The organism is Vibrio sp. 14N.309.X.WAT.E.F5 (assembly GCF_030397615.1).
GTDB classification, from domain to species: domain Bacteria; phylum Pseudomonadota; class Gammaproteobacteria; order Enterobacterales; family Vibrionaceae; genus Vibrio; species Vibrio lentus.
Genome location: NZ_JAPNXR010000047.1, coordinates 67,951 through 82,971 on the forward strand (window position 1 = coordinate 67,951; position 15,021 = coordinate 82,971).

At 46.5% G+C, this 15,021-nt stretch carries 10 protein-coding genes; 5 read left to right on the forward strand and 5 right to left on the reverse strand.

The features are described 5' to 3' along the window. Positions 1–50: 50 nt before the first annotated feature. From argE to OW495_RS23430, 3 genes are all read left to right on the forward strand, one after another. Positions 51–1,187 (forward strand): acetylornithine deacetylase, encoded by a 1,137-nt coding sequence (gene argE, locus OW495_RS23420; protein ID WP_009848891.1) that lies wholly within the window; start codon positions 51–53, stop codon positions 1,185–1,187. A 251-nt stretch (positions 1,188–1,438) separates the two neighbouring features. Continuing rightward, positions 1,439–4,075, forward strand: a complete 2,637-nt coding sequence (gene ppc, locus OW495_RS23425; RefSeq protein ID WP_017108577.1) for a phosphoenolpyruvate carboxylase — start codon at positions 1,439–1,441, stop codon at positions 4,073–4,075. Between the two features lie 373 nt (positions 4,076–4,448). Next, the gene (locus OW495_RS23430) at positions 4,449–4,988 is read left to right on the forward strand and encodes a PadR family transcriptional regulator (RefSeq protein ID WP_017104637.1); all 540 of its coding nucleotides are present in this window, start codon (positions 4,449–4,451) and stop codon (positions 4,986–4,988) included. 126 nt (positions 4,989–5,114) lie between these two features. Here OW495_RS23430 and metF read toward each other — a convergent pair whose 3' ends face one another. From metF to OW495_RS23445, 3 genes are all read right to left on the reverse strand, one after another. After that, on the reverse strand, positions 5,115–6,014 hold the full coding sequence (gene metF / locus OW495_RS23435; RefSeq protein WP_029223209.1) for a methylenetetrahydrofolate reductase: 900 nt from the start codon (positions 6,012–6,014) through the stop codon (positions 5,115–5,117). Between the two features lie 300 nt (positions 6,015–6,314). After that, positions 6,315–8,726, reverse strand: a complete 2,412-nt coding sequence (locus OW495_RS23440; protein WP_289888602.1) for a bifunctional aspartate kinase/homoserine dehydrogenase II — start codon at positions 8,724–8,726, stop codon at positions 6,315–6,317. Positions 8,727–8,728: 2 nt separating this feature from the next. Then, the gene (locus OW495_RS23445) at positions 8,729–9,910 is read right to left on the reverse strand and encodes an O-succinylhomoserine (thiol)-lyase (RefSeq protein WP_102306776.1); all 1,182 of its coding nucleotides are present in this window, start codon (positions 9,908–9,910) and stop codon (positions 8,729–8,731) included. Positions 9,911–10,118: 208 nt separating this feature from the next. Between OW495_RS23445 and metJ the strand changes: the two genes are divergently transcribed. Next, positions 10,119–10,439 (forward strand): met regulon transcriptional regulator MetJ, encoded by a 321-nt coding sequence (gene metJ, locus OW495_RS23450; protein ID WP_004729686.1) that lies wholly within the window; start codon positions 10,119–10,121, stop codon positions 10,437–10,439. Between the two features lie 194 nt (positions 10,440–10,633). On the opposite strand, the gene OW495_RS23455 is transcribed toward metJ, so the two are convergent. Together OW495_RS23455 and rpmE are read right to left on the reverse strand one after the other, a co-directional pair. Beyond that, positions 10,634–11,923 carry a malic enzyme-like NAD(P)-binding protein gene (locus OW495_RS23455; RefSeq protein ID WP_017104634.1) on the reverse strand — a complete coding sequence of 430 codons (1,290 nt, stop codon included), beginning with the start codon at positions 11,921–11,923 and terminating at the stop codon, positions 10,634–10,636. Positions 11,924–12,258: 335 nt separating this feature from the next. Next, positions 12,259–12,477, reverse strand: coding sequence for a 50S ribosomal protein L31 (gene rpmE, locus OW495_RS23460; RefSeq protein WP_017055855.1), 219 nt, complete (start codon positions 12,475–12,477; stop codon positions 12,259–12,261). A 331-nt stretch (positions 12,478–12,808) separates the two neighbouring features. On the opposite strand from rpmE, the gene priA reads away from it, so the two are divergent. Then, complete coding sequence (gene priA / locus OW495_RS23465) at positions 12,809–15,010, forward strand: primosomal protein N' (RefSeq protein ID WP_289888608.1); 2,202 nt, start codon at positions 12,809–12,811, stop codon at positions 15,008–15,010. The last annotated feature ends 11 nt before the right edge of the window (positions 15,011–15,021 follow it).

Below are 15,021 nucleotides of genomic sequence, written 5' to 3' on the forward strand. Positions count from 1 at the left end.
GTGTTTTACCGACTTATGGTTTTCCTGTCAATAGTAGAAGTGAAGTTATTATGCAATTACCGAGTTTTCTAGAGGTCTATAAAGGCCTGATTTCCACCGACTCCATTAGCTCGACCGATCCAAGCTGGGATCATGGCAACGAGAAAGTGATCGAAAAAATGGCTCAATGGTTTAAAGACGTAGGCTTTAGCGTTGAAGTGGTAGAGGTCGAACCCGGCAAACATAATATGGTCGCAAAGATGGGTTCTGGCGAAGGGGGTTTATTGCTTGCAGGACACAGTGATACCGTGCCATTCGATGAAGGACGTTGGAACTTTGACCCTCACGCACTGACGGAACACAACAACCGCTTCTACGGATTAGGCACCGCCGATATGAAAGGTTTTTTTGCCTTCGTTTATGAAGCCGCGAAGAAGATGGATTGGAGCAAGCAAACCAAGCCGCTTTATGTATTAGCAACCTGTGACGAAGAAACCACTATGCTGGGTGCTCGTCATTTCACTGAAAATGCGCCGTTTAAACCGGACTACTGCATTATTGGTGAGCCAACCAGCCTTGTGCCGATTCGTGGTCATAAAGGCCATGTCGCCAACGCAGTACGAGTAACGGGTAAGTCAGGCCACTCTTCTGATCCAGCTTTAGGCGTTAACGCCATCGAGATCATGCATGAAGTGTTATTTGCTTTAATGCAGCTGCGTGACAAATTAGTCAAAGAGTACCACCACCCGGGTTTTGCAATTCCAAGCCCTACTCTGAACCTAGGTCATATCCACGGTGGCGACAGTGCGAACCGTATCTGTGGTTGTTGTGAACTGCACTATGATGTTCGTCCTTTACCGGGCATTAGCTTAGATGGCTTGGATAACATGCTGCGTAGCGCGCTTAAAGAAGTAGAAGCAAAATGGCCGGGCAGAATTGAGATTACTCCACTGCATGAACCGATTCCGGGTTACGAGTGTCAGCACGACCATCCATTTATCGGTGGCATGGAATCGGTGTGTGAAACTGAATCTCAAACCGTGAACTACTGTACTGAAGCACCTTTCCTTCAAGAGTTATGCCCAACCTTGGTGTTAGGTCCAGGTTCAATTGACCAAGCTCACCAACCGGATGAGTTCTTAAGCTTCGATTTTATTGACCCAACAATTGATGTTCTGAGTAAATCTATCCGTAAATATTGTTTCTAGTTATTACTTCCCTTCCAATATTTTCGTATAAAAGCCACCCCAAAAGGTGGCTTTTATTCTGTTATCCCTGACACAGCCTGATCTTGTAATTAAATTTCACTTTTTCTCTAAGTTTTGAAAAATTTACTTCTCCCGCATTTTTAAACCTAATAATTGCAAACTTAGAATGCTTTATTTGACTAGATACAGCACTTTTCGCTAGATTGTGTACTTAACAAGGAACAATGGATGTAATTTTTTTACGAGGCAGGATGACAATGAACGAGAAATACGCCGCTCTCAAGAGTAACGTAAGCATGCTGGGACGCTTGCTGGGTAACACAATCCAAGATGCACATGGTGACGTTATCTTAGAGAAAGTGGAGACTATCCGTAAACTTTCCAAATCCGCCCGCGCAGGCAACAAAGCTGACCGTGACAGCCTAGTTGAAGAAATCAAAAACCTGCCGAACGAACAACTCACTCCTGTTGCTCGTGCATTTAACCAATTTCTCAACCTCACCAACATGGCAGAGCAATACCACACCATCTCTCGCCACTGTGAGGAGCATGTTTGTGAACCAGACGTGCTGCAATCTCTATTTTCCAAATTAAACCAAAACGACATCAGCAAGTTAGACGCAGCTCAAGCTGTTCGAGATCTGAACATCGAGCTCGTTTTGACTGCTCACCCAACAGAAATCACTCGTCGCACCATGATCAACAAGTTGGTTAAGATCAACGAGTGTCTGTCTAAATTAGAATTAAGCGACCTATCACACAAAGAACGTGTGAAAACCGAACGTCGCCTAGAGCAGCTTATCGCTCAAGGTTGGCACTCTGATGTGATTCGTCAGCAACGCCCAACACCACTTGATGAAGCTAAGTGGGGCTTTGCGGTTGTAGAAAACTCTCTTTGGGAAGCCGTGCCTGATTTCCTACGTGATATGGATGGCCGACTAAAAGGTTACCTTGGTGAAGGCTTACCAATCGATGCACGCCCAGTACACTTCTCATCTTGGATGGGTGGCGACCGCGATGGTAACCCATTCGTAACGCACACCATCACTAAAGAAGTACTGCGCCTATCTCGCTGGAAAGCCGCTGATCTGTACCTAGGAGACGTGAACGAGCTGATTACCGAACTGTCGATGACCAAGTGTAATGATGCCGTTCGTGAATTGGCTGGCGATGAGCACGAAGCTTACCGTGCAATCCTCAAGAGCCTACGTACTCTGCTGAACAACACGCTAGAAGTGCTTGATGCAAAACTGCACGACGCAGAAGTACCGAAGAAAGAAACACTACAGAACATCGACCAACTTTGGACACCGCTTTACGCGTGTTACCAATCGCTGCATGAATGTGGCATGGGCGTCATCGCGGACGGTTCTCTACTTGATACCCTACGCCGCCTAAAAGCATTCGGTGTGCACTTAGTTCGTCTCGATGTTCGTCAAGAAAGTACACGTCACTCTGATGTGCTATCTGAACTAACTCGCTACCTAGGCATTGGCGATTACGACCAGTGGAGCGAGCAAGACAAGGTTGCTTTCTTAACCAATGAATTAAGTTCAAAACGCCCACTGCTACCACGCGACTGGGAGCCATCTGAACAGGTCAAAGAGGTTTTGGACACCTGTAAGGTCGTTGCTGCTCAACCTCGTGAAGCCTTCGGTGCTTACGTAATTTCTATGGCTCGTACTGCTTCGGATGTACTGGCTGTTCACTTGCTTCTGCAAGAATGTGGTTGCCCGTACCGCATGGACGTATGTCCTCTGTTCGAAACGCTAGACGACTTGAACAACTCAGAAGCGGTAATGAAACAGCTAATGAGCATCGACTTGTACCGTGGCTTTATCCAGAACCACCAAATGGTGATGATTGGATATTCTGACTCAGCAAAAGATGCCGGCGTAATGTCTGCAGGCTGGGCTCAGTATGACGCGATGGATAAGCTGGTTAAGGTTTGTGAAGAAGAAGGCATTGAGCTGACTCTATTCCACGGCCGTGGCGGTACAGTTGGTCGTGGTGGTGCGCCAGCGCATGCAGCCCTACTTTCTCAGCCACCTAAGAGTTTGAAAGGCGGCCTACGTGTAACAGAACAAGGCGAGATGATCCGCTTTAAACTTGGCTTGCCGGATGTTGCAGTAAACAGCTTCAACCTTTACGCAAGTGCGATTCTAGAAGCGAACCTTCTGCCGCCACCGGAACCAAAACAAGAATGGCGCGACCTAATGGAAGTGCTGTCTCAAGTCTCTTGTGAGGCTTACCGTAACGTGGTTCGCGGTGAAGAGAAATTCGTACCTTACTTCCGTCAAGCGACGCCTGAACTGGAGCTAGGTAAACTGCCCCTTGGTTCTCGCCCTGCGAAACGTAACCCGAACGGCGGCGTAGAAAGCCTACGTGCGATTCCATGGATCTTCTCATGGAGCCAAAACCGTTTGGTACTTCCGGCATGGTTAGGCGCAGGTGAAGCGATTCAATATTCCGTCGACCAAGGTCATCAAGCACTGCTTGAAGAGATGTGTCGCGAGTGGCCATTCTTCTCGACTCGTCTGGGTATGTTGGAAATGGTGTACTCGAAGTGCAACATGGAAATCGCTAAGTACTACGATCAACGCCTTGTTGATAAAGAACTGCTGCCGTTGGGTGAGCTACTGCGTGAACAATTGCAGAAAGACATCAAAGCCGTGCTGAATGTAGAAAATAACGAGAACCTGATGCAAAGTGACCCTTGGGGGCTTGAATCAATTCGTCTACGTAACATCTATGTTGAGCCACTAAACATGCTTCAAGCTGAGTTGCTTTACCGTACTCGTAAGTGTGAAACACCACCAGCAGAACTAGAAGAAGCGCTAATGGTGACGATTGCAGGCATTGCAGCAGGTATGCGAAACACTGGTTAATTAGTGATTCCTACTATAACCTAATTAGCATTTACATCTTCAAAAAGAACAAAAGGTCGCCATGTGCGACCTTTTTATTTTGCAAAATAACCACTAATGAGTATTTTGTCAGTTTTTTGGGTTATTTTGTCCATGTATTCTACTTTATGCTTATTATTTAGATATACTACTGCTCCGCTGCGGAAATACTCCAATAAAATAATCTGCAGCAGTTTGACCAAGAAACCGGTCAACCTAGGTGATAAACGGCTTTATAAGGTGACATAACCAACCGCTGAGTTGGTGCTACTTAGACATAACCAATATAACGTGCCATTAGAAGCACACTTGTTGTTTAAGTATTTGTTTACTGTTTACCATTTGGATTTCAGACATGTCATTACCACACGTAATTCTAACCGTTTTAAGTACACGCGATGCTACTGGTTACGATATCACAAAAGAATTCTCCGCAAGCATTGGTTACTTCTGGAAAGCTAGCCACCAACAAGTTTACCGCGAGCTAAATAAAATGGCTCAGAACGACCAAGTAACTTGCGTGCTTGAACCTCAAGAAGGCAAACCTGATCGTAAAGTTTACTCTATCACTGACGCTGGTCGTGGCGCTCTAGGTGAATGGTTTGAACAACCGACTGCACACCCAACGGTTCGTGATGAGTTCTCAGCTAAGCTAATGGCTTGTGCTGTTCAAGCATCTGACCCGTACCGTGTACAACTTGCTGAGCTAGTAGAAGAGTCTCGCAAGCTGGTTTCTCACTACAAAGAGATTGAAGCAGCTTACTACGCAACACCATCAACGCTAGACAAGCAAGCGCGCCTTGAGCGTCTAACACTTCGTCGCAACCTACTGATCCGTGAAGCATGGATTGTATGGGCTGAAGAAGTGCTGCTTGAACTTGGTGCTATCGCATAAGCTAGAAGCTAGAAGCTAGAAGCTAGAAAAGCAAAAGGCTTGAACTCTAAGAGTCCAAGCCTTTTTTGTATCTGTCGGATTTGAAATGTTACTGCCAGAGGCTTTCTACAAGTGCTTAGTTTTTGATTACAGCGCAGCAATTTGTGGACGAACACCTAGCGTATGGCAAAGCGCGTAAGTCATTTCTGCACGGTTTAGCGTATAGAAGTGGAAGTCCTTCACACCTTCACGGCTCAGCGTACGAACCATATCAATCGCTTGGCTCGCGCCTACTAACTGACGAGTCGTTGGATCATCATCCAAGCCTTCGAATTGCTTCGCCATCCAGCCCGGCACTTTTACGTTGTTCATTGCTGCAAAGCGAGACGCTTGCTTGAAGTTAGATACTGGCAAGATGCCCGGTACAATCTCAACATCAACACCCGCTGCCACACAACGGTCACGGAAACGTAGGTAGCTTTCTACATCGAAGAAGAATTGCGTAATAGCACGGTTCGCGCCCGCATCCACTTTACGTTTTAGGTTGATAAGATCAGATTGAGCGCTCTTCGCTTCAGGGTGAACCTCAGGGAATGCTGCTACCGAGATATCAAAATCATGACGTGATTTAAGCAGTTCAACTAGGTCAGATGCGTACATCTCTGGCGCACCGCCACCAGCGGGAATATCACCACGCAGAGCAACAATACTTTCGATTCCATTTGCCCAATAATCGTCGGCAATTTGAATCAACTCTTCACGGCTAGCATCGATACACGTTAAGTGAGGTGCTGCCACTAGGCCAGTTTGGTTTTTGATTTCTTTAATGATTGAGTGGGTACGATCACGCTCACCCGAGTTGGCACCATAGGTTACCGATACAAATTTTGGTTGAAGTGTTTTAAGACGGTGAACAGAGTTCCACAGTGTTTCTTCCATCTTCTCACTGCTTGGTGGAAAGAATTCAAATGACACGTTGATGTTGTCAGAAAGCTCAGCGATATTCTGATTCAAAGCGTCGATATGGCCTGCGTGTGTGTATCCCATCTTACTCTCCCTGTGGCAAAAGCAACCACTAAAAAATCTTAAATCCTTCAAACGACGTTTAGACGTCTATATGTCTGTAGAATGTATTGAATACGATTTAATGTCAACAGATCCATTATGAATTTTTCTCAAGTAGATCGTGAGTAAAACTCAAGTCGTTAGATGGGTCGCAAAGCAGAAATAAGGTAGAAAAAAGGCTGACAAACACATCGTGCTTTCAGCCTTATTTATCTTAGTGAATAGTATGCCATTTACGTACTAAAACAATTGATCTAAGTATTAAACCAACCGTTCTGAGCATCAGAACAAACTAGACATTCTGTTTAGGTCAGATTGAATTGCGCCAGCTGTTACTTCACGACCAGCACCTGGGCCACGAATAACTAATGGATTATCTTTATACCATTTACTCTCAATCGCAAAGATGTTGTCGCAAGGCAGTAAGTTCGCCAGAGCGTGTTCTTTAGATAGCGCTTCAACGCCTACAGTAGCTTTACCATTCTTCTCTAAACGCGCTACGTAACGCAGAACCTTTTGCTGAGAATGTGCTTTTTCTAAACGCTCAGCCAACTCTTCACTCAGCACAGAAGCCTTATCAAAGAAGTCATCCACTGATAGATCTTGCAACTCTGCAGGTACCAGTGACTCTACTTTCACGTTTTCAGGCTCAATATCTAAACCCGACTCACGCGCCAGAATCACCAGCTTACGCATCACGTCTGAACCATCGAGGTCAGCGCGAGGATCAGGTTCCGTCAGGCCTTGCTGCCACGCTAAGTCAACCAACTCACTGAATGGCACTGTGCCATCGAACTGTTGGAACAACCAAGATAGCGTACCCGAGAAGATCCCCGACAATGCAATGATGTCATCCCCGCTTTCACGCAGGTCACGCACCGTGTGGTTAATCGGTAAGCCAGCACCTACTGTCGCGTTGTACAACCAGTGACGGCTGATCTTAGCGAAAGCATCTTGTACTTGATGGTAATACTCACTTGATGCAGAACCTGCCACCTTATTAGCCGAGATCAGGTGAATACCTTGTTGTGCGACTTGCAGGTATTTTGCTGCAAGCACAGGGCTTGCCGTAACATCTAACACAACCGCTTCATCGTAGCCCTGAATAGAACCTAAACGCTCTAGCCAGTCGTTACCATTATTAGCAATCGCTTCATCATCAAAACGCTTACCAACGGAAGTCGCATCAATGCCTTGATCATCGAACCAATAGGTTTGGCTATCAACCACCGCAACCAATTCAAAGTTCATTCCACGACGCTTTTCAAGTTCCGCTTTTTGCTCAGCAAACAGGCTTAACCAGCTTGAACCAATGTTGCCCTTGCCACATAAAGCAATCGCAACACGCTTCTGCGCTTGGAACAGTTGAGAGTGAATGCCTTTCACAAGGCTTGATGTTTCGCTCTTACGAATCACAGCGACTAAGCTCAAGCCTGAGTTCGCTTCTGAAATGAATTCAACCGGCGAGCTCTTGAGCTGTTGGTAGAAACCATAGCAATGGTTCGGGTTCTTAGTCACACCCGCGCCCACCGCCGCGATTAGAGAGAAGCCTTCTTTGAGCTTAATCTCAGCTTCAATCGCGTGGTCTTGCAGATATTCCAGAGCACCACCAGCAATCTCTTCTGTGTAAGCAAGACGCAAGCAGTGCTGATCCGGTTCAAGCTCATAAGCAAGCGGTTCTAATTGAGCTCGCTTAAGCCCTTCCAATACTTCATTTTCTAGACGGTCGAAATCATGACCGTGACCAAAGGTCAGCTGCACGATAAGAACTTCATCTAAAGAAGTAATAATTTTTGCACCACGACCCGATGCCAGTACACGCTCTATCTGTGTAGAGCCCGCTTCTGGCTGATAGCTGCAGCGTAAGCTTAAATCCATAGCACTTTGAGCGACAGGCTGTAACGTTCGGCTATGAAGCACTGGAGCCGCTAAACGAGCTAACTCACTCGCTTCATCCAGACGAAGCAGAGGCAGTAAACACGCATCCGAAACCAAGCGAGGGTCAGCGCTGTATACGCCTGCCACATCACTCCAAATCGTCACACGTTCAACTTCAGCCAAAGCACCAATCACAGTTGCTGAGTAATCCGAGCCGTTACGACCTAGCAGTACCGTTTCGCCTTCGCAGTTCTGAGCCATAAAGCCGGTAATCACCACACGGCAATGTGCATGCTGCGCCAAGGCTTCTTTAATCAGCGGGTAAGAACGTGCGCGGTCAACTTCAGGTTGAGCGCCCGCTTCTGCACGCAAAAAGGCACGAGCGTCTTGAGCAACCGCTTGTAAGTCATGCTGGCACAACAAAGTCGCCAACAAGCGTGAAGACCAAATCTCGCCATGACCAAGCACTTGCGCTTTTTGTGCTTCGCTCAAGGGAGCAGTGAGCTCACCCAAAGCGGTAAATTCTTGTTGGATGGTTGCCGTTAGTTGAGAAGCGGCTTCGCCTTCAAGCAGTACTTCAATCAGTTCAAGCTGGAACTGACGAAGGGTTTGTAGGCATTCATGAGCAATGCGGCCGTCTTTATCGAGCGCTTCAACAAACTCAATCAAACGGTTAGTTGTTTTACCCGCTGCTGATACAACGACTAAATCCGTTGCTGATGAGTATTCTCTAAGAATGTTGACCACGCGTTGGTAACATTCAGGATTCGCTAGACTGCTGCCACCAAATTTATGTAGCTGGCGAAAGGTTGCCATTATTAACCCTCCCCTTCAGCGATAAAGCCTTGTGTTCTTTCGAAAGCTTGCTTGAGATCGTCGATGAGGTCTTCTGCATCTTCAAGACCAACAGAGAGGCGCAGTAGTTGTTGAGAAACACCCGCTTCTGCTAGAGCTTCTTCGCCCATCGCACGGTGAGTCATCGATGCAGGGTGACAAATCAAGCTTTCAACACCCCCCAGTGATTCAGCCAAAGAAAATAACTCTAACTTATCGACAAAATATTTAAGTGCTTCAAAAGAGCCCGCAAACTCAAAGCTCAGCATAGAACCAAAGCCCAACTGCTGTTTCTTCGCGATCTCGTGACCCGGATGTTCAGGAAGGCTTGGGTGGTAAATTGTACCCACCAGATCTTGTTGTTGCAGAGCCGTCAGAATTTCACGTGAGCTTTCTTCGTGAACACGCATACGCGCACCTAGCGTACGAATACCACGTAGCGTCATATAGCTATCAAATGGTGTGCCGGTTGCACCAATACAGTTGCCCCACCATGCTAGCTCTTCAGCGTGCTCTTCAGTTTTCGTCACCACAACGCCACCAATAACATCTGAGTGTCCATTGATGTACTTGGTGGTTGAGTGGATAACAAAATCAGCACCCAACTCTAAAGGCTTTTGGAACACAGGCGTCAAAAACGTGTTGTCGACAGCAACCAGAGCACCCACTTCTTTCGCTTTGCGGCAAGTTTCTGCAATATCAACCACACGAACCAATGGATTCGATGGTGTTTCAATTAAGATCAACTTTGGCTTAAGCGCGATCGCTGCATCCAGCGCGGCTTGATCCGATTGATCAACAAACAGAACTTTGAAGTCACCTTTAAGTGAGCGTGTATTAAACAGACGGTAAGTGCCGCCATAGCAGTCGTGCGGTGCGATAATAAGATCATCGCCACCTAAGAAAGCAGAAACCCATAAGTTAAGCGCCGAGGTACCACAGTTAGTGACAACTGCGCCTTTACCAGACTCAAGCTCAAACAGTGCCGTTTCTAATAAACCACGGTTTGGGTTACCAGAGCGGGTATAATCATACTTTGGCACTTCACCAAAAGCGGGAAAACCATAGTTAGTCGAAAGATAAATAGGTGGGACAACGGCATGGTGTTGCGTGTCTGACTCGATGCCAGTACGTACTGCGATGGTTGCTGGCTTCCGGCTGCTCATAGGTGCTTCCTTACAAGTTTTGCGTCTGAGAATCACAGCTGCTTGTCGGCATTTTGCGGCTGTGTTAGATATATGTTATTCACTTTACTTTCATAAACGTGAGACGTCAACACTTCTAGACGTCTATATGTCTTTGCTTATGGCAGTAAATCCCGCTAAAATCACCACTATTAATTTATTCTAACAACTAAAGTGATGAAGGTACGCAATGGCCGACTGGAATGGTGAATACATAAGCCCATATGCTGAGCATGGAAAGAAAAGCGAACAAGTAAAGAAAATTACAGTTTCTATCCCTCTAAAAGTGTTAAAGGTTCTTACTGACGAGCGCACTCGCCGCCAGATTAACAACCTACGCCATGCAACAAACAGTGAGCTACTGTGCGAAGCCTTTCTACATGCGTACACAGGCCAACCACTACCAACGGATGAAGACCTTCGTAAAGACCGTCCAGACGATATCCCTACTGAAGTGAAAAAACTGATGACAGAGATGGGTATCGAGTTCGAAGCGTTTGACGAAGAATAAAAACAACTCAGTCACTGCCTTCATTATTGATTCGCGATAACTGAACCCTATTTGTCACATCAACCACTATGCCCTCTATGACTGCGCAGTGAATGATAGACATAAAAAAACCGACTCCTAATGGGTCGGTTTTTTATTATTCTTTTTCGCTCAATAGAGCAACCGCTATAACAAGCTATTGAGCTATTGAGCTATTAGGCCATATAGTTAGCAGGCATCTCAATACGAGCAACGCCAGACTCAACCGCCGCTTCCGCAACAGCTTTTGCAACGCGAGGAAGTAGACGTGGGTCCATTGGCTTAGGAATGATGTAACCTGTACCAAACTCCAATGCAGTCTCACCCGCAGCAGCTAGTACTTCAGCTGGAACTTCTTCTTTTGCTAACTCACGAATCGCCTTAACTGCAGCTAGCTTCATCTCATCATTGATTTCGCTTGCACGCACATCGAGTGCACCACGGAAAATGAATGGGAAACAAAGTACGTTGTTTACTTGGTTAGGGTAATCACTACGGCCTGTACCCATAATAAGGTCAGAACGAACCTCGTGTGCAAGCTCAGGCTTGATCTCTGGATCTGGGTTTGAACATGCAAACACAACTGGCTTATCAGCCATCAGCGTTAGTGCTTCAGCTGGTAATAGGTTAGGACCCGATACGCCCAAGAACAGATCAGCGCCTTCGATAACATCTTCAAGTGTGCGCTTATCAGTGTTGTTTGCGAACAACGCTTTGTATTCGTTTAGGTCATCACGACGAGTGTGGATCACACCTTTACGGTCAAGCATGTAGATCTTCTCGCGCTGAGCGCCACACTTAATCAGTAGCTCCATACATGCTACAGCCGCTGCGCCAGCACCTAAACAAACGATCTTACACTCTTCAAGTTTCTTACCCTGAAGTTCTATCGCGTTCAGCATACCCGCTGCCGTTACAATCGCAGTACCGTGTTGGTCATCGTGGAATACAGGTACATCACAACGCTCAATCAGGCGACGTTCAATCTCAAAACAATCTGGTGCTTTGATGTCTTCTAGGTTAATACCACCGAATGTATCTGCGATATTCGCAACCGTATCAACGAACTCATCGATTGTGCGGTGTTTTACTTCAATATCGATAGAATCTAAACCAGCAAAACGCTTAAACAGTAGCGCTTTACCTTCCATTACAGGTTTAGAAGCAATAGGACCAAGGTTACCTAGGCCAAGAATCGCAGTACCGTTAGAGATAACAGCAACCATGTTGCCCTTACCTGTGTATTTATAGACGTTATCAACGTTCTGTGCGATCTCGCGAACAGGCTCAGCCACGCCTGGGCTGTATGCAAGTGCTAGATCTTCTGCAGAGTTTGCAGGCTTCGTCAGTGCTACGGCAATTTTGCCTGGAATTGGGAACTCATGATAATCAAGAGCTTGCTGACGGAATCGTTCTTGAGGCGATAATTCTTGAGAGGATTGGTCTTGGCGGCTGTCTTCAGACATAGGTGTAGGTTCCTAGGATATTATTATTTGGGGGATCTTGTTCATGTTAATAGATGTACTTCAAAGTTCCTAGGTGGTTAAAGCCTCTGTCTCATTAAAAAACGAGATTTCACTACTAATAAGACCAGTGAGCAGTTGAAATTACTATCGCTTGTTGAACTTTCGAGCGGATTTCTAGGGAGGAGTGATTCAGGGGAAAAGTGTTGGAGCTAAACTCAAATCGACAGCCTATCGTCGAGATAAGCGGAGAGTGTTATTAAAGTCAGGGGTTTCTCAAATTTCAGACAACAAAAAAGGACACCGAAGTGTCCTTTTTCATGTCTAAATAGCGAGAATTACTTCTTGCTAGAAAGAGCACCGAAACGCTTGTTAAAGCGATCTACACGGCCGCCTGTATCTACGATACGTTGCTTACCAGTGTAGAATGGGTGACATTTGTCACATACGTCTAGGTGAATACCATCTTTACCTAGAGTAGAGTTGAATTCGAATGTGTTGCCGCAAGAACAAGTTGCTGTTACTGCTTTGTATTCTGGGTGGATTCCAGCTTTCATGGGATAACCTCAATTAGGCCGTGTCGCCATCCGATTCTAAGCCGGACACCACACGTTGTTAAAAAATAAAATAAAGACACCGCAGCATCACTAAAAAGCGATAAAGCCATACCTTTAAGGCGCAGTATAGTAATGAATCTGTGAGGTAGGATCAACTGATTTGATACATTTTTCACCAACACAGTCCTTAAACCCTCTATTAAGCGTTATTTTCTGGCTCCAGTAGCATTCAAGCCTCAAGTAAGCTCTGTCATCTAAACTGCTCCTCGAATTTAACGCCCTTATCCATTAGACTGTTCGCTCTCGTCAACTCAGATAAAGCCGTCCCTTTATGCGTCCAATGATTGCCCGTGTGGCACTGCCTGTTCCACTCGACAAGCAGTTCGATTACAAGATTCCTAGCCACCTATTTCCGATTATTGGCGGTCGAGTCTCTGTGCCTTTTGGACGACAAACCTTAACTGGTATCGTGACGGCTCTGGTTAACGAATCTGAATTCGAGCTCGACAAGCTCAAGCCTATTAAAGCCTTATTAGACAACCAACCCGTTTGGCCTGAATCGGTCTACTCACTTTTGGTATGGTGCAGTCAATTCTATCAGTACCCTCTTGGCGAAACCTTGGCTAACGCTCTGCCCAGCGCTTTACGAAAAGGCAAAGCTGCCGATTTCGCGACGCTTGTCGAATGGCAACTGACCCCATCAGGTAGAGATCAACTGATGCAAGGCTTTGGTCGCGCAGTCAAACAAGCCAAAGTAATGCACATGCTTGAACACGGCGCAGTTCCTCATCAAGAGTTCATTGATGAAGAGGTGGGCAGCGCAGTACTGAAGACATTGGAAGAAAAAGGCTGGATTGAATCGGTAGAGAAAAAGCCGAAGCGCAAACCATGGCCAATGGAACTCGAAAACGACCAAGACAAGCCAAAGCTCAATGCAGAACAAGCGATCGCGATTGCGACAGTAAACAGTCAAACTGATTTTGGTTGCTTCTTGCTAGAGGGGGTCACAGGCTCAGGTAAGACCGAGGTCTACCTGAATATGATCAAGCCGATTCTCGACCAAGGAAAACAAGCATTAGTCTTGGTACCTGAGATTGGCCTCACTCCACAAACGATTAACCGCTTTAAGCGACGCTTTAATGTGCCTGTTGAAGTGATTCACTCTGGATTAAACGATTCTGAGCGACTCAATGCATGGCTATCAGCACGCGATAAGATAGCTGGCATCGTGATTGGTACGCGCTCGGCTCTGTTCACGCCGTTTGCTGATCTGGGCATTATCATTGTCGATGAAGAGCACGACGCCTCTTATAAGCAGCAAGATAGCCTACGCTACCACGCTCGTGATGTTGCCATCATGCGTGCTCATAAAGCGCAAATCCCGGTGGTTCTAGGTTCAGCTACACCGGCTTTTGAAACGCTGCACAACGCCCAGATAGGTAAATACAGCTACCTCACCCTCACCTCACGCGCTGGTGTCGCACTGCCGACCACCAATAAAGTGTTGGACGTGAAAGGGGAATATCTGGAAAGCGGCTTATCTGCGTCGTTAATTGCAGAAATGCAAAGACACCTCAAAGCAGGCAACCAAGTGATGCTGTTCCTCAATCGCCGTGGTTTTTCCCCAGCATTGATGTGTCACGACTGTGGTTGGACAGCTGAATGTAAACGCTGCGATGCCTACTACACCTATCACCAATACAGCAATGAAATGCGCTGCCACCATTGCGGCTCGCAGCAGCATATCGTGCACAATTGCCAAGGCTGTGGTTCAGCGAACTTGGTGACGGTAGGTGTCGGCACCGAGCAACTTGAAACGCAACTTGGTCAACTGTTCCCTGAATACAAAACCATTCGTATTGACCGCGATAGCACCCGCCGCAAGGGCAGCCTAGAAAGCGCGCTAGAGTCAATTCGTAAGGGTGAATACCAAATACTGATCGGCACACAAATGCTTGCCAAAGGACACCACTTCCCTGACGTGACACTTGTGGCGTTATTGGACGTTGATGCCTCTTTATATAGTAGTGACTTTCGCGCCTCTGAAAGACTGGCTCAGTTGTTCACTCAAGTTGCAGGTCGAGCAGGACGTGCCAGTAAGCTAGGTGAGGTTATCTTACAAACTCACCATCCAGAACATGGCCTATTACAAGCGCTATTGCACAAAGACTATAACCACTTTGCTCAAACGGCTCTGGCTGAACGCAAACAAACGATGTTGCCACCTTATACGTTTATGACTCTGTTTAGAGCAGAAGCGAACGACACCCGCTTGGTGGAAGAGTTCTTGCGTCAAGTTCGTCACACATTGGAATCACATCCACTGTTTGACCAATATTGCATGGTGTTAGGGCCAACCCCTGCACCATTAGCCAAACGAGCGGGGAAATCTCGCTGGCAGCTGATATTGCAAACACAGACTCGTTCATTAATGCAGAAGCTATTAATGAGTGCAAAGCCGGCAATTAATATGTTACCCGCTGCGAAAAAAGTCCGTTGGTCACTCGATATTGAGCCGCAAGATTTGAGCTAAACCCACTCGGG